14 protein-coding genes are annotated in these 21648 nt (G+C 50.7%); 11 read left to right on the top strand and 3 right to left on the bottom strand.

Going from position 1 to position 21648, the window contains the following annotated elements; translation table 11 throughout:
- The first annotated feature begins 44 nt into the window (after positions 1-44).
- From bglX to LC084_RS10395, 5 genes are all read left to right on the top strand, one after another.
- Positions 45-2342 (top strand): beta-glucosidase BglX, encoded by a 2298-nt coding sequence (gene bglX, locus LC084_RS10415; protein ID WP_226571061.1) that lies wholly within the window; start codon positions 45-47, stop codon positions 2340-2342.
- A gap of 211 nt (positions 2343-2553) precedes the next feature.
- Positions 2554-3474 carry a glycine betaine ABC transporter substrate-binding protein OsmF gene (gene osmF / locus LC084_RS10410; RefSeq protein ID WP_226571060.1) on the top strand — a complete coding sequence of 307 codons (921 nt, stop codon included), beginning with the start codon at positions 2554-2556 and terminating at the stop codon, positions 3472-3474.
- Positions 3464-4642 (top strand): ABC transporter permease, encoded by a 1179-nt coding sequence (locus LC084_RS10405; protein WP_226571059.1) that lies wholly within the window; start codon positions 3464-3466, stop codon positions 4640-4642. Before osmF ends, LC084_RS10405 begins: the two co-directional genes overlap by 11 nt.
- Positions 4635-5576: an ABC transporter ATP-binding protein gene (locus LC084_RS10400; RefSeq protein WP_226571058.1), complete on the top strand. Its 942-nt coding sequence runs from the start codon at positions 4635-4637 to the stop codon at positions 5574-5576. The genes LC084_RS10405 and LC084_RS10400 overlap by 8 nt, the downstream gene beginning before the upstream one ends.
- Positions 5573-6307 (top strand): ABC transporter permease, encoded by a 735-nt coding sequence (locus tag LC084_RS10395; protein ID WP_226571057.1) that lies wholly within the window; start codon positions 5573-5575, stop codon positions 6305-6307. The genes LC084_RS10400 and LC084_RS10395 overlap by 4 nt, the downstream gene beginning before the upstream one ends.
- Here LC084_RS10395 and LC084_RS10390 read toward each other — a convergent pair.
- Together LC084_RS10390 and metG are read right to left on the bottom strand one after the other, a co-directional pair.
- Positions 6288-6395, bottom strand: coding sequence for a protein YohO (locus LC084_RS10390; RefSeq protein ID WP_036114808.1), 108 nt, complete (start codon positions 6393-6395; stop codon positions 6288-6290). The two genes, LC084_RS10395 and LC084_RS10390, sit on opposite strands and share 20 nt — an antisense overlap.
- 356 nt (positions 6396-6751) lie before the next feature.
- Entirely contained in the window at positions 6752-8779 is a 2028-nt protein-coding gene (gene metG, locus LC084_RS10385) for a methionine--tRNA ligase (protein WP_226571056.1), read from the bottom strand.
- A 276-nt stretch (positions 8780-9055) separates the two neighbouring features.
- Between metG and apbC the strand changes: the two genes are divergently transcribed.
- The 5 genes from apbC (at position 9056) to LC084_RS10360 (ending at position 17593) form a co-directional block, all read left to right on the top strand.
- Positions 9056-10165, top strand: a complete 1110-nt coding sequence (gene apbC / locus LC084_RS10380; RefSeq protein WP_226571055.1) for an iron-sulfur cluster carrier protein ApbC — start codon at positions 9056-9058, stop codon at positions 10163-10165.
- Between the two features lie 237 nt (positions 10166-10402).
- Positions 10403-12088 (top strand): sensor histidine kinase, encoded by a 1686-nt coding sequence (locus LC084_RS10375; RefSeq protein ID WP_226571054.1) that lies wholly within the window; start codon positions 10403-10405, stop codon positions 12086-12088.
- Positions 12085-12810 (top strand): two-component system response regulator BtsR, encoded by a 726-nt coding sequence (gene btsR / locus LC084_RS10370; protein ID WP_226571053.1) that lies wholly within the window; start codon positions 12085-12087, stop codon positions 12808-12810. The genes LC084_RS10375 and btsR overlap by 4 nt, the downstream gene beginning before the upstream one ends.
- Before the next feature lie 168 nt (positions 12811-12978).
- Complete coding sequence (locus LC084_RS10365) at positions 12979-14784, top strand: carbon starvation CstA family protein (protein WP_226571052.1); 1806 nt, start codon at positions 12979-12981, stop codon at positions 14782-14784.
- A 931-nt stretch (positions 14785-15715) separates the two neighbouring features.
- Positions 15716-17593: a methyl-accepting chemotaxis protein gene (locus tag LC084_RS10360; RefSeq protein WP_226571210.1), complete on the top strand. Its 1878-nt coding sequence runs from the start codon at positions 15716-15718 to the stop codon at positions 17591-17593.
- Between the two features lie 375 nt (positions 17594-17968).
- Here the strand turns inward: LC084_RS10360 and LC084_RS10355 are convergent, their stop codons facing one another.
- A complete protein-coding gene (locus LC084_RS10355) occupies positions 17969-19681 on the bottom strand; it encodes a sensor domain-containing diguanylate cyclase (RefSeq protein ID WP_226571051.1) in 1713 nt (570 codons plus the stop codon).
- A 710-nt stretch (positions 19682-20391) separates the two neighbouring features.
- On the opposite strand from LC084_RS10355, the gene rbsK reads away from it, so the two are divergent.
- On the top strand, positions 20392-21603 hold the full coding sequence (gene rbsK / locus LC084_RS10350) for a ribokinase (RefSeq protein ID WP_226571050.1): 1212 nt from the start codon (positions 20392-20394) through the stop codon (positions 21601-21603).
- Positions 21604-21648: the final 45 nt, after the last annotated feature.

Below are 21648 nucleotides of genomic sequence, written 5' to 3'. Positions count from 1 at the left end.
TGTGCGGCGTCAGCCAGGCACCGCCTTAACCTGAGAGTCAACTTATGAAATGGCTTTGTTCTGTTGGGCTTGCCGTGAGTCTTGCGCTGCAACCTGCACTGGCCGATGATTTGTTTGGTCCCCATCCTATGACCACCGAGGCGCGTGATGCTTTTGTCACCAGCCTGCTGAAAAAAATGACTGTCGATGAAAAAATCGGCCAGCTCAGGTTAATTAGCGTCGGGCCTGATAACCCAAAAGAAAAAATTCGTGAAATGATCAAAGAAGGGCACGTTGGCGCTATTTTTAATACGGTAACCCGCCCGGATATTCGTAAGATGCAGGATCAGGTGATGCAACTCAGCCGCCTGAAAATCCCCTTATTCTTTGCTTATGATGTCGTGCATGGTCAGCGCACTGTATTCCCAATAAGCCTGGGGCTGGCTTCCACATTTGACCTTGATGCAGTGCGTACTGTGGGGCGTATTTCCGCCTGGGAAGCCGCCGATGATGGCCTGAATATGACCTGGGCACCCATGGTAGACGTGAGCCGTGACCCGCGTTGGGGGCGGGTGTCCGAAGGGTTCGGTGAAGATACTTATCTCACATCCATAATGGGCCGCACCATGGTTGAATCTATGCAGGGGAAAAGCCCGGCGGACCGTTACTCAGTTATGACCAGTGTGAAACACTTTGCTGCATACGGCGCGGTGGAAGGTGGGAAAGAATACAACACGGTGGATATGAGCCCACAGCGGTTATTTAACGACTATCTGCCGCCTTATAAAGCCGGGCTGGACGCGGGAAGTGGTGGGGTAATGATTGCCCTGAATTCACTGAATGGCACCCCGGCCACTTCGGACTCCTGGTTACTCAAAGATGTGCTGCGCAAAGAATGGGGCTTTAAAGGCATTACTATTTCTGACCATGGTGCTATCAAAGAATTAATTAACCACGGTGTAGCCAGTGACCCGCAGGATGCGGTGCGTATCGCGCTTAAAGCCGGTATAGATATGAGTATGAGCGATGAATATTACAGCAAATACTTGCCGGGGCTGATTAAAAGCGGTGCCGTTACCATGGCTGAGCTTGATGACGCAACACGCCATGTGCTTAACGTGAAATATGATATGGGGTTATTTAATGACCCATACGGTCACCTGGGCCCAAAAAGTAGTGACCCGGTGGATACCAACGCAGAAAGCCGTCTGCATCGTAAAGAAGCCCGTGAAGTGGCGCGTGAAAGCCTGGTGCTGCTGAAAAACCGCCTGCAGACTCTGCCGCTTAAAAAGCAGGGTACCATTGCGGTTATTGGGCCTCTGGCCGACAGCCAGCGTGACATGATGGGAAGTTGGTCGGCTGCCGGTGTTGCCAGCCAGTCGGTGAGTGTGTTGCAGGGAATCAAAAACGCCGCAGGCAACAGCGCACACATTGTTTACGCACGTGGTGCCAATATCTCTAACCATCAGGGCATTATTGATTTCCTGAACTCCTATGAAAAAGCCGTTCAGCAGGACCCTCGCTCACCACAGGCCATGATAGACGAAGCCGTTAACACGGCGAAAAGCGCCGATGTTGTAGTAGCAGTTGTGGGGGAAGCACAGGGAATGGCTCATGAGGCATCCAGCCGCACCAATATCACCATTCCGCAAAGCCAACGCGACTTGATTACCGCCCTGAAAGCGACGGGTAAACCATTAGTGCTGGTGCTGATGAATGGCCGCCCACTGGCGCTGGTGAAAGAGCAACAGCAGGCTGATGCCATGCTGGAAACCTGGTTTGCAGGAACGGAAGGGGGCAATGCTATCGCTGATGTGCTGTTTGGCGATTACAACCCTTCAGGCAAATTACCTATGTCTTTCCCACGTTCAGTTGGGCAAATTCCGGTTTACTACAGCCACCTGAATACAGGCCGCCCATATAACCCAGAAAAGCCGGATAAATACACGTCACACTATTTCGACGAGGCTAACGGCCCGCTGTTCCCCTTTGGTTTCGGCCTGAGCTATACCACGTTCCAGGTGTCTGATGTGAAAATGTCCTCACCGGTGATGAAACGGGATGGCACGGTAACCGCAAGCGTTACTGTTACCAATACCGGCGACCGGGAAGGGGCAACAGTAGTGCAGCTCTATTTGCAGGATGTCACTGCCAGCATGAGCCGCCCGGTGAAAATGTTACGTGGGTTTAAGAAAGTGACACTTAAGCCCCACGAAACCCAGACTGTCAGCTTCCCGGTTGATATCAATGCACTGAAATTCTGGAATGCCCGCATGCAAGATGTTGCTGAGCCAGGTAAATTTAACGTATTTATCGGCCTGGATTCTGCGCGGGTGAAACAGGGGTCGTTTGACTTGCTGTAAGCCCAGGCGTTACTGTTGATAACGGGCTGTCACCCTGCCAGGTGATGGCCCGTTTTGTTTCAGTTATACCCGTCATAATTCAGGTTGCAGGTCTTCCTGGAACCCAAATTATTTAGGGGATATAAGATTTTTCTACCCGGCATCCATTTGCCGGAAATATTCAGCTATCCTTATTTTTCATGCGGTTGACGAACAGACAGACGGAGAGAAAATGAAAAAAAATACCCTGTGGTCATCATGTTTACTGGGCGTGGCTCTGGCCCTTGCATTACCCGCTCAGGCAGCAGGCCCGGTGAAAGTCGGTTCGAAAATTGATACAGAAGGCGCATTACTGGGCAATATTATTCTGCAGGTACTGAATGCTCATGGTGTGAAAACAGAAAATAAAATCCAGCTCGGCACAACGCCGGTCGTGCGCGGTGCAATTACTTCCGGTGCGCTGGACATCTACCCTGAATATACCGGGAACGGTGCATTTTTTTTTAATGAGGCCAGCTCCCCGGTCTGGAAAAATCCGCTGCAAGGTTATGAAAAAATCAAACAACTGGATGCGGCAAAAAATCACCTTGTCTGGCTGACTCCGGCCCCGGCGAACAACACCTGGACCATTGCGGTGCGCGGCGATGTGGCAGAGAAAAACCATCTCACCTCCCTTGATGACCTGAGCCGTTACCTGAAAGCGGGCGGTACATTCAAACTGGCCGCTTCTGCCGAATTTATTGAACGCCCAGATGCATTGCCAGCTTTCGAAAAAGCGTATGGATTTACCCTGTCACAGGACCAGTTATTGTCTCTGGCTGGTGGGGATACTGCTGTGACTATCAAAGCGGCAGCCCAAAATACCTCAGGTGTGAATGCCGCGATGGCGTATGGCACCGATGGCCCGGTAGCTGCACTGGGTTTGCGCACATTGACCGACCCGAAAGGCACACAACCCGTCTACGCACCCGCTCCGGTTATTCGTGAAGCGGTACTCAAAGAGCACCCGGATATTGCCACCTGGTTAAAACCGGTGTTCAGCGCACTGGATGAAAAAACCTTACAGCAACTCAATGCCCGTATTGCAGTGGAAGGGGTGGATGCGGGCACGGTGGCGCAAACCTGGTTAAAGGCAAACCATTTTGTTAACTAGGTTGTGGCAAAACGTATGTAGCCGTTTTCGCCAGAACCCGGTGCTTTGGGTTCTGGTGGCATTGTTAGTGGTTACCGTGCTTTTTTTGCCTGTACTCACCATGGCACCTAACCGCCTGTTGAGTGGCCAGCCTGTGATGCTGGCCGGGTTGGTACCATATTCAACTTCAGGGCTGGTGCTGGTAGCGATTGTGCTACTGGCATTCGCTTCTCCACGTTACCGCTCGGTAGTCGTGTTGCTATTCGAAGTGCTGTTTATTGGCTGGCTACTCGCTTGTGGTTTATGGGCGAATAACCTGGCGGGTGAAGCTCACCCCTATGCCAGAGTCTCACTGGCCAGCGGCACCTGGCTTGTGCTGGCAATCAGCCTGATTGGGTTTAGCGAAGCAGTACGCTCGCTTTCGGTAAAACCAACCATCCGCGCCATCTTGTACCTGCAACTATGGCTAATCCCGCTGGCCCTGTTATATGCCGGTCATTTTGATGGTTTGTCTTTACTGAAAGAGTACGCCAACCGCAAAAGCGTATTTGATGATGCGTTACTGCGCCACCTGGCACTGACTTTCGGCACCTTGCTGCCTGCACTGGTTATCGGCATTCCATTGGGTTTATACCTGCACCGTGCCCCACAGGCACAATCTTCCGTGTTCAGTGTGCTGAATGTGATTCAGACAGTGCCTTCCGTCGCCATGTTTGGGTTACTGATAGCACCACTTTCCGCTCTGAACAGTGCACTGCCGTGGTTAGGCTCTTTGGGCATTAGTGGAATTGGTGTAGCTCCCGCAATCATTGCTTTGGTGTTATATGCACTGTTGCCGTTGGTGCGCGGCGTGGTTGCCGGGTTGGATCAGGTTCCTCAGGCGGTTAAAGAAAGCGCGCGGGGAAATGGCATGACACCATGGCAATGTTTTGTGCAGGTGGAAGTGCCGCTGGCATTACCGGTGTTATTACGTAATTTACGTGTGGTAACGGTGCAAACTACGGGAATGGCGGTGGTTGCGGCACTGATTGGCGCAGGCGGGTTTGGTGCATTGATCTTTCAGGGGTTATCAGCCAGCGCCCAGTCGCTGGTGTTGTTGGGGGTAATTCCTGTTGTGGCACTGGCGGTACTGGCCGACCGTATTTTCCATTTGCTGATTCACCGGCTGGAGCATAACAACCATGATTGAATTTGAACATGTCACCAAAGCCTTTCATGGCAAGGCAGCCGTCAGTGACGTTTCGCTGAATTTTGCCCAGGGCGCATTCAGTGTGCTGGTCGGTACATCCGGCTCAGGAAAATCGACCACGCTGAAGATGATTAACCGTATGGTGGATTTTGACAGCGGCATGATTCGCTTTGCAGGCGAGCCGGTAACCCGCCACCCGGTTACCGCGTTGCGTCGGCGTATGGGCTATGCCATTCAGTCTATTGGTTTATTTCCCCACTGGACGGTAGCTGAGAATATTGCCACCGTACCGCGTCTGCTGAACTGGCCAGATAAAAAAATACGCAGCCGGGTAATGGAATTACTGGAATTACTCAATCTTGACCCGGAGGTGTTTTACCAGCGTTACCCTCACCAGCTTTCCGGTGGGCAACAGCAGCGGGTTGGGGTGGCTCGTGCGCTGGCGGCTGATCCGGAAGTGCTATTGATGGATGAGCCTTTTGGTGCGTTGGATCCTGTTACCCGTAGCAGCCTGCAACAAGAGATCCTGCGTGTACAGCGAGCTCAGGGGCGCACCATCATTCTGGTCACCCATGATATAGACGAAGCCCTGGCACTGGCCGACCACCTGGTTTTGATGGACAACGGCAAAGTAGTGCAACAGGGGGCGCCGGATACCTTGCTGCGCCAGCCTGCCAACGATTTTGTGCGTGGCTTTTTTGGAGACAGCGACCGGGGAATTCGCCTGTTGGGGCTGTATTGCGTGAAAAATCTGGTACGCCTGGGCGAAACACCCAGTGGTGGGGTGCCTGTGTCAGTGGCGTTATCTTTGCGTGAAGCGTTATCTGCGTTTATTCAGCAGGCACGGTCCGTACTGCCTGTGGTTAATGACGCTGGGGAAGTGGTGGGGAATTTGCACCTGCAGGATGTGATTCATCAAGGTGTGACACCATGAAGGCGCTATTACGTTTACCTCTTTTCTGGCTCTCTGCCTTGTTTCTGGGCCTGTTGTTCGGCATGCCTTACAGTGGCCCGCTGTTTCACTACTGGTTCCCAGGGCTGGAGCGCCCAGTGTGGCAACAATCCAGTTTTGTTTCACTGGCATGGGCGCATTTAGTGCTGGTGGCAATTTCGAGTGCCTGTGCCGTTGTGGTGGCGGGGGGCGTGGGGATTTTGGTCTCCCGCCCGGCGGGTGAGCCTTTCCGCCATCTGGTACAGACCCTGGCAGCGGCAGGGCAAACTTTTCCGCCAGTGGCCGTTCTGGCTGTGGCGGTGCCGGTTATGGGGTTTGGTAGCGAACCGGCTATGCTGGCTCTGTTTCTGTATGGTTTATTGCCCATATTACAGGGCACACTTGCCGGGTTGAATGCGGTACCGGCAGAAGTCAAAGAAGTGGCCCAAGGGATGGGGATGAACCCCAGTCAGGTGCTACTGAAAGTGGAGTTACCCCTGGCTGCACCGGTGATTATTGCGGGTATCCGCACGTCTGTCATCATCAATATTGGTACTGCCGCCATCGCCTCAACCGTGGGGGCAAAAACGCTGGGAACCCCGGTTATTGTGGGGTTGAGCGGTTTTAATACCGCTTATGTTATTCAGGGTGCTGTGCTGGTGGCGCTGGCCGCTGTGATTGTTGACCAGGTATTCGAGTGCCTGCAAAGCAGAATTACTGGCTATGTAAAATAAAGGTATAGCCAGCGAGCATTACACCGCCGATACCGCCCAGTGCCATCAAAACCATACCGGCAATCAGAAAAAATCGCGTTACTTTCATTATTGGGCTCCTTAATGTTAACAAAGCGATTATAAAGTGAAACAGGCGCGTTACATAAGGCTTTGTGTGCGAGATGGGCAAACAGGCAGGCGATAAAAAAGGGAGAACGTATTCTCCCTTGAGTCTGATGACAAACCTCATGTCCACACAGGACGAGGGGATGTCACCCCATAAAAAACCAGGAAAATCAATTCATTGATTTTCGGCTGCTAACTAAAAAGAAGGGAAAACCACGTTTTTCCCTTCTTTTTCATCAATTTGAAGGGAGAACGTATTCTCCCTTTCCGGTTTGGTACTCAGTTTCAGTGTGCCGGATGCGCAATTACACCTGTTCCGGCACTGATTCACTGTGTTGCTTATTTTACCTGTTGGCCAGGCTGAGCACCGCTGTCCGGGCTTAACAGGAAAATATCTTTCCCGCCAGGGCCTGCTGCCATCACCATACCTTCAGATACCCCGAAGCGCATTTTGCGTGGTGCCAGGTTGGCGACCATCACTGTCAGGCGGCCAATCAGTGCCTGTGGGTCCGGGTAGGCTGAACGGATACCGGAGAACACGTTGCGGGTTTCACCGCCGAGGTCCAGTGTCAGGCGCAGCAGTTTATCGGAACCGTCAACAAACTCAGCGTTTTGGATAAGCGCAATACGCATATCCACTTTTGCGAAGTCATCGAAAGTGATGGTGTCCTGAATCGGGTCATCTGCCAGCGGGCCGGTAACCACTTTAGCTGGCGCGGTTTCCTGTTTGGAATCTTCCACCAGTGCTTCCACTTGTTTCATATCAATGCGGTTATACAGCGCCTTGAAGTTGTTCACCTGGTGTGCCAGCAATGGTGTTGCCACTTCATCCCAGCTCAGTGTGGTGTTCAGGAAGGCTTCAGCACGCTCTGCTAATACTGGCAACACCGGCTTCAGGTAGGTCATCAGCACCCGGAACAGGTTAATACCCATGGAGCAAATTGCCTGCAAGTCGGTATCGCGGCCTTCCTGTTTTGCCACCACCCAGGGCGCTTGCTCATCGACATAACGGTTAGCCTGGTCGGCCAGCGCCATAATCTCACGAATGGCACGGCCATATTCACGGCTTTCCCATGCATCGCCAATGGTTTGTGCTGCGTCCGTAAAGGTTTTGAACAGAGCCGGATCAGCAAGGTTATCTGCCAGTTTGCCGCCGAAACGTTTAGCAATAAAGCCCGCGTTACGGGATGCCAGGTTAACCACTTTGTTGACGATATCGGCGTTAACACGCTGCACGAAATCTTCCAGGTTCAGGTCGATGTCATCAATGCGGGAAGAGAGCTTCGCTGCGTAGTAATAGCGCAGGCTGTCGGCGTCGAAATGGTTAAGCCAGGTGCTTGCTTTAATAAAGGTACCGCGCGATTTGGACATTTTCGCGCCATTCACCGTGACATAACCGTGCACAAATAAGTTAGTGGGTTTGCGGTAACCGCTACCTTCCAACATGGCAGGCCAGAACAGACTGTGGAAGTAGACAATATCTTTACCGATAAAGTGATACAGCTCGGAATCGGCGTCTTTTTTCCACCAGTCGTCAAAGTTGAGGTCGCTACGTTTGTCACACAGGTTTTTGAAAGAACCCATATAACCAATAGGCGCATCCAGCCACACGTAAAAATATTTGCCTGGCGCATCCGGAATTTCGAAACCGAAGTAAGGGGCATCACGTGAGATATCCCACTGCTGCAGCCCGGCATCGAACCACTCCTGCATTTTGTTCGCCACTTGTTCCTGCAATGCGCCAGAACGCGTCCAGGCACTCAGCATTTCGCTGAAAGAAGGCAGGTCAAAGAAGAAGTGTTCAGATTCGCGCATAACTGGCGTAGCACCAGAAACCGCCGATTTCGGGTCGATAAGCTCGGTCGGGCTGTAAGTGGCGCCGCACACTTCGCAGTTATCGCCATACTGATCCGGTGATTTACATTTCGGGCAAGTGCCTTTCACAAAGCGGTCTGGCAGGAACATCCCTTTTTCCGGATCATACAGCTGAGAAATGGTCCGGTTTTTAATAAAGCCGTTTTCTTTCAGACGGGTGTAAATCAGCTGAGACAGCTCACGGTTTTCATCACTGTGAGTAGAGTGGTAGTTGTCATAACTGATATTAAAACCCGCGAAATCGGTCTGATGTTCCTGGCTCATCTCGGCAATCATCTGCTCTGGGCTGATACCCAGCTGTTGCGCTTTGAGCATGATAGGCGTGCCGTGCGCATCGTCCGCGCAGATGAAATTGACCTGGTGGCCGCGCATTCGCTGGTAACGAACCCAGATATCAGCCTGGATATGCTCCAGCATGTGACCCAGGTGAATGGAGCCGTTGGCGTACGGCAGCGCACACGTTACCAGAATTTTTTTAGCGACTTGAGCCATAGTGACAATTACATCTTCAGTTGTAAAAAGGGGCTTCGATGTTACCCGAAAGGGAGGCGTTTGGTAAGGGCGAAACGGCGACTTTCCGTCACCGCTCGGGGATAAAATCCCAACAGAACACAGATTGAACAAACAAATGCGCAGCAGCATGCAAATGTATGAGAAATTTTTACACCACTACCCGGAGCAGGCGGGAGTTCTGGTATGCTTAAGTTATTGTGCAGTGCTTTTGCAGCCTGCCGGTTCACATCACAAGAATAAAGCAAAGGAGTCGGGATGAATTCTCAATCCCAGGTTAAGTCCCCTGAAGCCATGCGAGCAATGGTAGCCGGGACACTGGCTAATTTTCAGCACCCAACGCTTAAACATAATCTGACAGCGCTGAAAGCATTGCGCCATGTCACCTGGCTTGATGACACGCTGCATATTGAATTGCAGATGCCATTTGCCTGGGCCAGTGCATTTGAAGAACTGAAAGAGCAATGTAGCGCAGACCTGTTGCGTATTACCGGCGCGAAAGCGGTGGACTGGAAGTTAACCCACCATATCGCCACCATGAAGCGGGTGAAAAATCATCCCGGTATTAATGGCGTTAAAAACATTATTGCGGTCAGTTCAGGCAAAGGTGGGGTGGGTAAATCATCCACTGCCGTGAACCTGGCGCTGGCGCTGGCGGCAGAAGGGGCAAAAGTCGGGATTCTGGATGCCGATATCTATGGGCCTTCAGTTCCCACCATGCTGGGTGCTGAAGCTGAACGCCCCAGTTCGCCAGATGGCACCCATATGGCACCCGTCATGGCTCACGGCCTGGCAACCAACTCAATCGGCTACCTGGTTACCGATGACAACGCCATGGTGTGGCGTGGCCCAATGGCCAGTAAGGCACTGATGCAACTGCTGCAGGAAACTTTGTGGCCGGACCTCGATTATCTGGTGCTGGATATGCCGCCAGGAACCGGCGATATTCAGTTGACGCTGGCGCAAAATATCCCGGTTACCGGCGCTGTGGTTGTCACCACGCCGCAGGACATCGCCCTGATTGATGCCCGTAAAGGCATTGTGATGTTTGAAAAAGTGGAAGTGCCGGTGCTGGGTGTGGTTGAAAACATGAGCATGCATATTTGCAGCCAGTGTGGCCACCATGAACCTATTTTCGGGACCGGTGGTGCTGAAAAACTGGCCCAGCAATACCACACCACATTATTAGGGCAGTTGCCGCTGCATATTAACCTGCGTGAAGACCTGGACCGCGGCACACCAACGGTAGTTAGCCGCCCGGAAAGTGAGTTCACCACTATCTACCGGCAACTGGCTGGCCGTGTTGCTGCTCAGATGTACTGGCAGGGCGAAGTCATTCCTGAGGATATTGCTTTCCGTGCAGTGTGACAGCCACAGCTGAACTTACCCGGTGTGGCACCTGGGCTGAACATGGGTACTGGCTGTATGCAACGATGCGCCCATCCAGTTCCCTATTACGGGCCGTAATTTTGCGGCCCGTATTCGATTAAGTTATGGCTTACTGTATTCTGTTCAACAAAATCAAAAATAGTTGAAAGCCTTCAAAGAAAGCGAACCTGCTGCGCGCTAAGGTAGCCATCCTCATGATGATTCCTGCGGGCGTATATGTACGAGTTCAACCTTGTTCTGCTGTTACTCCAGCAAATGTGCGTTTACCTGGTTATTGCCTGGCTAATGAGTAAAACCCGGCTATTTATTCCGTTAACTCAGGTAACGGTACGTTTACCGCACAAGTTACTTTGCTACGTCACCTTTTCTTTTTTCTGCATTATGGGCACCTATTTTGGGCTGCACATCGAAGATTCTATTGCCAATACACGGGCGATAGGGGCTGTGATGGGGGGGTTATTGGGCGGGCCATTAGTTGGGGGGCTGGTGGGGTTAACGGGCGGTTTACACCGTTATGCCATGGGCGGTATGACAGCATTCAGTTGTATGGTGTCCACCATCGTTGAAGGGTTGCTGGGCGGCCTGATGCACCGCATTTTAGTTAATCGTGGCCGTGCTGACCTGCTGTTTAACCCAATAACAGCAGGAGCCACCACCTTTGTTGCCGAAGTGGTTCAAATGGGCATTATTCTGCTGATTGCCCGCCCATATAACGAAGCCCTGCATCTGGTAGAAAGCATTGCCGCACCTATGGTTGTTACCAATACGGTGGGCTCAGCCATGTTTATGCGTATTCTGTTGGATAAACGCGCCATGCTGGAAAAATATACCTCTGCGTTTTCCGCCACCGCACTCAAAGTTGCGGCCCTGACCGAGGGTATTTTGCGCAAGGGGTTTAACCAGGAAAACAGCATGCGGGTAGCCCATGTGCTTTACCAGGAGCTGGATATCAGTGCGGTTGCCATTACAGATTGCGAGAAACTGCTGGCATTCACCGGCACTGGCGATGACCATCACCTGCCGGGCAGGCCTATTTCCTCAAGTCTGACATTGCGGGCCATTGAAACCGGCGAAGTAGTCTATGCCGATGGCAATGCGGTTCCTTACCGTTGTTCACTGGACCCCCACTGCAAACTGGGCTCCACCCTGGTGATCCCGTTGCGTGGTGAAAATGGCATAGTCGTGGGCACGATTAAACTCTATGAAGTCAAAAACCGTTTATTCAGCTCCATCAACCGTACCCTGGGTGAAGGTATTGCCCGGCTGTTTTCCGCACAAATTCTCGCCGGGCAGTATGAGCGCCAAAAACAGTTACTTACACAGTCAGAAATTAAGCTGCTACACGCGCAAGTTAACCCCCATTTTTTGTTTAACGCGCTCAATACCCTGGTAGCGGTGATTCGGCGCGATAAAGACCAGGCTTGTGAACTGGTGCAGTACCTGTCCACGTTCTTTCGTAAAAACCTTAAGCGCCCGGCGGAAATTGTCACTCTCGCTGATGAACTGGACCATGTGAATGCTTACCTGCAAATAGAACAGGCGCGTTTTCAGTCTCGCCTGCATGTGCAACTGAACTTACAAGAGAGCCTGAGCCTGCAACACCTGCCCGCATTCACACTGCAACCTATTGTCGAAAACGCTATTAAACATGGTACTTCACAACTACTGGGCACCGGGGAAATAGCGATTAACGCCAGTTCTCAGGGCAACTGGCTGGTGCTGAGTATTGAAGATAACGCCGGGTTGTATCAACCCCGGCCAGATGCGCAGGGGTTAGGGATGACGCTGGTTGATAAACGCCTGCGGGCGCGATATGGCGATGCCTGTGGCATTCAGGTGGAATGCCAGCCTGAACACTTTACCCGGGTTACATTGCGTTTGCCTTTGGAGGAAAAACCATGATTACCGTACTGATTGTGGATGATGAACCTCTGGCTCGGGAAAACCTGCGAGCGATGCTGGAGCAAGAAAGTGATATTCAGGTAATTGGTGAGTGCAGCAATGCGGTGGAAGGGATTGGCACAGTGCACCGGGAACATCCGGATGTGGTGTTTCTTGATATTCAAATGCCGCGCATTAGTGGCCTGGAAATGGTAGGAATGCTGGACCCGGTAAAACGCCCGTGGATTGTGTTTCTCACCGCCTGGGACGAATATGCGGTGCAGGCGTTTGAAGAGCACGCTTTTGATTATTTACTCAAGCCGGTTGAAGCTCGCCGCCTGGCAAAAACCTTGCACCGTTTGCGCCATGAACGCACTGAGCAAGACACGGCGTTACTCCCCCAGGGCAACGAAAATCTGCGTTATATCCCTTGTACCGGGCACAGCCGTATTTATCTGCTACCAGTTGAAGATGTCAGCTATGTGAATAGCCGCCTGAGTGGGGTGTTTGTGACCAGCGCGCACGGTGATGAAGGCTTTACTGAACTGACGCTACGCACCCTGGAAACCCGCACACCGTTGTTGCGTTGCCACCGGCAGTACCTGGTCAATATGGCGCATTTGAAAGAAATTCGTTTTGATGAAGGTGGCCAGGCCGAATTATTACTGCGGGATGGTCAGTCGGTACCTGTCAGTCGCCGTTACCTGAAAAACCTGAAAGTAGCGCTCGGCCTGAAGGCCTGATAACCGTGAACCCGTTACCATGCTTTCCTGTGTGATGGGTTCACGCACCGCTCACCGCGCTATAGCGCCACTTAAATCCGCTTATAACCGCTTACTGGTAAACCGCTCTGTTGCAGACTTTCCTTGTGAAAAGATAGCTGTGAACTTCTTTACCTCTGGAGTTGGGCTATGTCACATGCATTGACGTTTGTTATTGCCACGCTGTGCATTCTCGCTATCTGTTACCGGCTGTACGGCGTGTTCTTCGTCCGTAAAGTGCTGAATACAGATAACAGTGAAGTCACACCGTCGCATTTACTGGAAGACGGAAAAGATTACGTACCAACAAAAAAATGGGTGAACTTTGGTAGCCATTTTGCGGCAATCGCTGCTGCTGGCCCTCTGGTTGGCCCGGTTCTGGCAGCTCAATATGGGTATTTCCCGGGTTTTTTATGGCTGCTGGTCGGTTGTGTTGTCGGCGGCGCGGTTCACGATACGGTTGTGTTATTCGCCTCAATGAAACACCAGGGTAAGTCGTTATCCGAGGTGGCGAAATCTGAACTGGGGCCGGTGGCTGGCTGGTGTACCGGGCTGGCGATGTTGTTCATCATCACCATTACCATGGCGGGTTTGTCAATGGTGGTGGTGCATGCACTGGAGCGTAACCCCTGGGGGACTTTCGCTGTCTTTATGACTATCCCTGTCGCCATTGGCGTTGGTTTATGGGAACGCTATACCGGCAACATGCGCGCGGCAACCTGGGTAGGGATTGCGGTTATTTTTGCCTGTGTGGTGGCCGGGCCTTATATTCAGGAATCCGCATTTGGCGAATGGCTGAGCCTGAAAGCAACCACAGTAAGCCTGGTGTTGCCATGCTATGCGTTTTTTGCCACCGCATTGCCCGTATGGATGTTACTCACACCGCGAGGTTATCTCTCCAGTTTTATGAAAATTGGGGTATTTGGCGCACTGGTTATCGGCGTGGTGTTTATTAACCCGGAAATTCAGTTCCCGGCAGTCACCTCGTTTATCAGCGGTAATGGTCCGGTGCTGGCAGGGCCGGTATGGCCGTTTATCTCTATCACCATTGCCTGTGGGGCAATTTCTGGCTTCCACGCCTTTATTGGTTCTGGCACCACACCAAAACAGATTGATAAATGGAATGATATTTTGCCTGTCGCTTTTGGCGCTATGTGTGCGGAATGCGTTGTTGGTGTGATGGCGCTGATTGCCGCAACAGCGTTACACCCAGCCGATTATTTCGCCATTAACTCTGCCCCCGCCACCTTTGCAGGCCTGGGTATGGATGTAGTTAACCTGCCGAAACTGAGCCAGGAAATTGGCCTTGATCTGTATGGGCGTACTGGCGGGGCTGTGACACTGGCGGTAGGGATGGCAGATATCTTTACCCGTGTTCCCTGGTTCAGCCACCTGGCATCCTACTTCTTCCAGTTTGTGGTGATGTTTGAAGCGGTGTTTATTTTGACTGCCGTCGATTCCGGCACCCGCGTGGCCCGTTATCTGCTCCAGGATTTCTTGGGTGATATCTGGCCGCCGTTAAAACGCACCACCTGGGTACCTGGTGCGGTAGGTTGCAGTATTGTCGCTTGTGCATTGTGGGGGTATTTGCTGAACTCCGGGGATATCAACTCTGTTTGGGCATTGTTCGGGGTTTCCAATCAGTTAATGGCTTCAATTGGCCTGATTATTGGCGCGACAATTATTCTGCGCCTGTCGGAAAAGCGTATTTACATCCTCACCTGCCTGGTTCCGCTGGCGTATTTGTATGTCACAGTAAACTACGCCGCATACTGGATGGTGAAATATGTGTACTTCAACCCTGCTGCAAAGGGCTACAACCTGTTTAACGGGGTTATTTCTATCATTATGGTGGTGCTGGGGGCGGTAATTCTGGTTGCGGCATTACAGCGTTGGGTGGTGTTGTGGCGTTTGCGCGGAGCACAGCAGGCAGAGTCTGCCACGGCAGCGTCTTAAACCAACTCTTTACTGTGTAACCGGTTATTCTGGCTACCGGCATTATGTTTAATGTAAAAAAGGCGTCTGCAAGAGCAGGCGCCTTTTTGGTTACAGGTGGGTAAACCCAATTGCACAGATATTACAACTTCAACTTCACAGATATTACAACTTCAACTTCACAGATAATTCAACTTCAACGAAACGGCTAAACACAACATCGATAACACTATATCTATAACATTACAGCTTTAACGAAATGACATACCGTAACTCAGAACTTCTGTTTCATAACTTCTGTTTCATAACTGCGGTTATTACTTTTTACTGCAACAGCTTAACAACTAAACGAACAATGACAGTTAGAACAACATCGACGACCTTAGCTACATCTATTACATCTACAACCAACAGCACATGGAACACAGTAGTAACAGCGACGACCACTACAACTACTGGACTAACGAATAAGTTGACAGACAGCATTTAAAAATAATTGACCACGTAAAACCCCTGATGCGCAGGTAATCATGTCATACCTGAATGACTTTATTTATAGCGTACCTGAAAGAAAAGATCGTGATGCAGATCCCACCGTAAAACAGCTTATACTTCAGGGGTATAGCGGGGTACTCCCCATTGCTGAACTGAAGAGGAAATAGCGTCAGGGCCATAAACGCGAACCTGCGCACTGTTTATTTTCCTTGCGTCAAATTTTCTCCAGGCTGTTGCATGAAACTGCGATCATTGCCACAACTGACAACATTCACGCAACATTTGGCTTAATAATGGCTACGCCTTGTCGATAATACCGGTGACAGACTGTACTTTTCCTCCTGACCACGCGGATTACCTGGTTCCAGAAAAAAACGATGAGGCCGCTATGGGAATATTATCTTCTTTTGTTTCAGCACCCGCTCGTGCATTAACAGGTGCTCACCCGGTAAGTGGGGTGTTCAATTGCCAAAAATTACCTGCTTCACTGCGCCAGGCGGGTGTGCCAGATAAAGGCGGCATATTAATGGTGTTTGTTCCACCCCAGGCAAATTTCCGTCAGGTGAGTGAAGCATGGCAACGTTTTGGAACACCGGCTCGCAGTGTGCTGGTGCTCTCGTCCACAGGAACATTGTGCCAACAAAAACAGTGCTTATATGCCGATGAAGAAGGGCAGGAAGGCAGTTGGCTATTTTTGCCACAAACCCTGGTCAAAGAACATGAAGTACACCATGTAAACCTGCATGCCAGCGATACCCATACGGTTGCCACCCGCGTTGATGCTATTTCACGTGAACTCAGTGCATTGCAAGTCAATGTTCCACTGTCAGCAGAGAATACCTTTGCACTGGTTTATTGCGATGGTCTGTCGGCATCAGAAGGCTTCCTGATGCAGGCCTGGTATAAAGCTGGGCGTTTCCCCTGCCTGGCCATTGGCGGCTCTGCAGGTGGCAAGTTGGATTTCAGTGGTACCTGGATTGGTAGCAAAGGCCAGGTTTTGCAAGGCCAGGCGGTGGTGGTGTTTTGCCGCATTGCTGACGGAAAATCTTTTGCTCCTTTTAAAAGCCAGAATTTTGAACCAACACGCAATAGCTGGCTGATTGCTCATGCCGACCCTGTTGCCCGCACTGTCACATCCGTATTTGATGACACCGGGCACGAACACCCGATTGTGCCTTATCTCGCCAGCCAACTTGGTTGTTCCCCGGATGCTCTCGCCAGCGGGCTGGAAGGTTACACCTTTGGCGTGAAAGTGGGCGATGACTTTTTTATTCGCTCAGTAGCGCAAATCACCCACGAGAGTATTCACTTTTTCTGCGACCTGGAATTCGGTGACCGGCTCTATTTACTGAAAGCGACAGACTTCATTAGCCATACACAACGAGACTGGCAAAAATTTGTGGCTGAACATGGCTCACCTTCAGGCATGATCCTTAATGACTGCGTGTTACGCCGCGTGGGAAACAAGGCTCAACTACCCGCCGCACGGTTTTTTGGCAACCTGCCAGCAGCCGGGTTTTCAAGTTTTGGTGAAATACTTGGGGTGCCAATTAACCAGACACTCTCGGCACTGGTGTTTTTTGATAAAGACAACCATGCGATGCGCCATTTCCCGGTGGAGTACGCTGCATATGCTGCGCATTATGCGCAACGAACCTTACGCCGCTGGGAAGCACTACATCGCCTGCAATCACGGGTTATTGACCAGGTGATTAACTACCAGCAGGAACTTAGCCCGTTGCTTTCGGCGCTACCCTTGTTGGAAGAAGCCACGCACCGGCAAAGCGACGCCCTGGATGTCGCCCAGAATAGTATTCGTGCCATGAGTACCTCTGCCGGGGAAACCCAACATGCCCAAAAACGGCTGGAAGAAGGGTTGCAGTCTCTGGAATCAATATCTGAGGAGATAACCAAGATAACTGGCGGAATTCGCAGTATTGCAGACCAGACCAACTTATTGGCACTGAATGCCGCGGTAGAAGCCGCACGCGCAGGTGAGGCCGGGCGTGGGTTTGCTGTGGTGGCAGAAGAAGTACGCCGCCTGGCTCACAAAGCAAAAGAGCAGGCGACGGCAACCGCACAAAGTATTGGCGAGTCTGTGGAAACCATTGGCCGGATACGCCTGGTTACCCAGGAAACGGTCTCTGCAACCCAAGTAATGGCGGACCAGAGCATTCATGCGGCAGACCAGATTGCCAAAATGAGTGAGCAAAACAGCCATGAAAAAGATAACGTAACCCAAAGCCTGGAGCGCCTGAAAGTCGTGGCGAAAGGGATGGATGCCATGCAGGAAGCTGTTGCTCAGTTAACCACGCTCCAGCAACTGACACGTTAGTGTCACCCCGCCTGTCAGTTGACCCAACACGTTATTAGCAGGTGAACATACAGATTCTGTGTGTTCACCTTTGCCAGCCAGTATTGGTTGGCTGTGTATGCCGGGGAATTAACAACAAACTGATTACACAGGATTAGTCAACAATAAACGCTCCAGTGTCATAGTAAACCTGCCAGAAAACTCACCAGAACCGGACAACCACTTTTGCAAACGTGACAATTTCTGGAAAACGTTATCACCTGCAATGGAACATAAAGGCGGGAAAACAAGACATATGTTCTTTTGCCTGCATATCATCACCCTCACTGACTGCCAGACAGATGGAGTGACAACACAGATAATGAGCGGCGCAGCACAGTTCGGGCTGGCCTGGTATCAGCCAATCACAAACCGATTTCGGCCCTGGTTTTTCGCATCGTAAAGGGCGATGTCAGCCCGTTGGACTATGTTTTGTTCATCGTCACCGGGTTGCCAGTGTGTTGCGCCAAAACTACAGGTTATAGTCAGCCCAAAAGGCATACTGGCATGAGCGATAGCCTGTTGCAGGCGTTTAAGAACAGCAATGAGCTGGGTTTTATTACTCTCGGTTATCAGTAACATAAACTCTTCCCCACCCCAACGCCCGGCAATATCTTGCCAGCGTAAATGTTCGCATACCAGCTCACTGATTTTTCTCAGAATAATATCGCCTGTCTGGTGGCCGTACATATCGTTAACTTGCTTAAAGTGGTCTATATCCATTAATACCAGAGAAAAATTTCTGGTATTGCTGGCCTGATTGATAAGAGACAATAACTCACTGTCCAGCCGGTAGCGGTTATATAGCCCGGTAAGTTTATCGGTCTGAGCCTGAGAGTTAAGTTGCTGGTTGCGTTCGCGGAATTCTTCACTGGCAACATGCATAAAATTAACCAGGCGCGACATCATTGAAGGGCGTGTTTGTGCCATGCGAACAAAGGGCGTTCTGGTTGGCATTGGGCTTGCCTCGCCTTCACGCAGGGCCACCATCAACAGTGAGGTGTTATTCAGAGTCACTTTGCCTTTTACTGAGCTGTACTCCCCCCAGGTGACAAAACCACTCAACGGCGCAAGGCTGCCCGCTAACATGGTTTCTTGCCAGGCGTAATCGGCAAACAACATATTGCGGATAGTGCATGAGTAACCGAACAACACTTCTGGTGCGAAGTCGGTAAGTGTTGTACACCAGTTATCTATTTTGGCCAGGCTGCGGTGCGCATCGCCATAGCCGAATGAAATATCTTCCCCGGTAAGCACATCCCCGGCAACGCGAATGTGGCCTGCGTTATTCACTTCAATAGGAACCCGCGACAGCAATAACGACCTACGTGGGAGCAATACCGGGAAAGCCAGTGCATCATGAGCAAACTGGCTATCGTTCTCGATAGTTGTGTAATTGTGGTAAACCTCAAATGCGGGCAAGTTATCAATAGATTTTATCCACGAGCCCTGAGCATCGGTAATGCGCCGGTTAATGCTCATTGGCAGCCAGCCAGTGTAGCTGAATGTGCGGCAATGCAAATGCTGGCTTTGTACCAGTACTAATACGAACCCGCTTTGTAGTGCGTCGTTACCACACAACAAACCTATTGAATGTGTAGGTGAAACAACCCCCCCGAATAGCTGTGTTTGCTCCGGGAGTTGCAGGTTTAACACAGTATTAAGGATCCCGTCATTGACTGTGGTGCTCAGTAACATGACAAGGCTCAGGTTAGGCGTATGGTGCAGAATTTGATTAATAGCCTGCGTGCTCAGGGAAGGGGGCTGCATATTAACAGGTAAAGCCTGAATATAGCTCTGTTCAAACAGCGTAATACTGACCATTAATTGTTGGCTGCCAGGGGCGTCATTCATAAAGTGCCCACCGGTGGTTACGCCGATAATTTCAACGTTATCCAGCTTGTCTTTCAGCCAGCGCTGCACAAAGGCGTACAGATTGTCGAAGCCTGAGCCAGTATAGATAAATACCAGTTTTGGGGACGGGTTTGACTCCAGAGACAGCAACCCTTTCGACTCCCATATCTGAGAAAGCGTGTGTTGGTGTGAAATCACAAAGGACCACTGCTTCATATGCTCTCCCGGGTGGAGCAAAATTAGTTTTCCCTTAGGTTCAAGGGGTATTCCTTCTCAGGCCAGCCATTGGTGCTGCTCCGTTCTGCTTGGCAATATTTAACTGCATACTTTGTTGGGCATGATTGCTATTTATTATCGACACATTTACTTCCGAGGAAATACTTCTGTTGGGGTAGTCGGTCTCAAGATAATTGGCGCAAAACCTGTGGTGCCGTATGTATGTGTGAAATATTTTTTGAAGATTTTATTTAAGTGCTTAATGAAACTATTGGGTTGGCGAAAGATACCATTTTTAATAATGAGATTTTTCTGTTTTTGCTTTCCTGTTTTTCCCCATTATTTGCAATGGATAATATTTTTTATCGAATGGATGAAACTAATTTTGTGATTGTCTTGGTTAGCGCTATTTGTGGCTGAATTGACTGGGTTGGTTATTTTATATGTTTTTAATCAATTAATTAACTATTTTTTGTCCTCATGAAACCCGCTCTTATCCTTGGTTTTTATAAGGATTATGTGTGATGGCCATCAAATAATTGACTGCAAAAAAATGAATTAAGAAAAAAGTGCAGGTGTTTTTGTTTTTTTTAAAGCAAGGTTTTTGGTCATTTTTGTTTGTTTCCGTTTTGCTCTGCAAGGTTTGAAGAAAATCACTTTTTACAGCCAGGGTATTTCTTAGTCTCAATAGTGTACTGGAGAGGGAAATTATGTTTCGCGAAGAGCGCCGTAACAAAATTCTTGAGCATTTAGATAAACATGAACGCGTCACGGTGGATTGGCTGGCTGGGCATTTTGCTGTTACCAAAGAAACTATTCGCAGTGATTTAGCGGCACTGGTGAAACAAGGATTGATTCGGCGTTGCCATGGTGGCGCCATGATTGTGCGGCGTAACTTGCAGTCCAGGTTAATTAGCGAAACAGGTGACAACTTTGAGGTATTACTCAAACGCCTTTCTGAACAGGAGCCGGTGCGCAACCCGGATGTATCGCCTCATGCATTAAGGGGCAAAGTGTGCATTTTGGGGGCGTTCAATGTGGATATTGTGGCGTGGGTACATCGGTTTCCCCGTGGTGGCGAATCGTTGTTGGCACAACGCAGTTCACTGGGGCCGGGAGGCAAAGGCGCTAACCAGGCGATGGCAGCAAGCCGGGCGGGCGCTCAGGTGCATTTTGTTGCCAAAGTGGGCAAAGACCAGTTCAGCCAGTTTGCTTTCGATCACCTGGCGTCTTCTGGGATCCACTCTTTCCGGCTGTACCAGTCTGAACGGGAGCCTACGGGCAATGCGCTGATCTATGTCTCGCAGGATGATGGCGAAAACATGATAGCTATTTATTCCGGTGCCAATAAAACCCTGAGCAATGACGAGATTGCCAGTATGTCGCCAGAGCTTGCCAGTAGCAATGTGCTGCTGGTGCAACTGGAGAACAATTTTGACGCCACGCTGAACGCAATGAAATTAGCCCGGGCGCTGGGCGTGCAGGTGATTATGAACCCGGCGCCATTTTCACCCGACATCCTGAGTTGTATCGATCTTATCGACATTATTACCCCGAACGAAACTGAAGCGTCGTTGCTCTCGGGGGTGGAAATTACCGACCTTGAAAGTGCGCGAGCCGCTGCGCTGGCAATAGTCGCGCGTGGCGCAAAGCGGGTGATTATCACCATGGGCAGCCGTGGAGCGCTGATTTATGACAACCAGCAATTTCAACATATTCCGGCTTTCCCGGCGCTGAGTGTGGATACCACCGGAGCCGGTGATGCTTTTAATGGCGCTCTTGCAGCAGCAATAGCAGACGGACAAACCCTGGCACAGGCTGCAACTTTTGCCTCGGCGTTTGCCTCTTTGGCTGTTGAGCGAGAAGGGGCGTCTAACATGCCTGCGTACCAACAGGTGATTTCACGCCTGGCGTTACGCTGACATAACGTGTTGTTTTTTGAATGCAATCACCGCCAGGCTGGCGGA

Origin of the sequence: Mangrovibacter yixingensis (genome assembly GCF_020523985.1) — a bacterium.
GTDB lineage: Bacteria > Pseudomonadota > Gammaproteobacteria > Enterobacterales > Enterobacteriaceae > Mangrovibacter > Mangrovibacter yixingensis.
The sequence above is the reverse complement of the archived record's forward strand: the minus strand, read 5'-3'. Positions and strand labels throughout refer to the sequence as shown.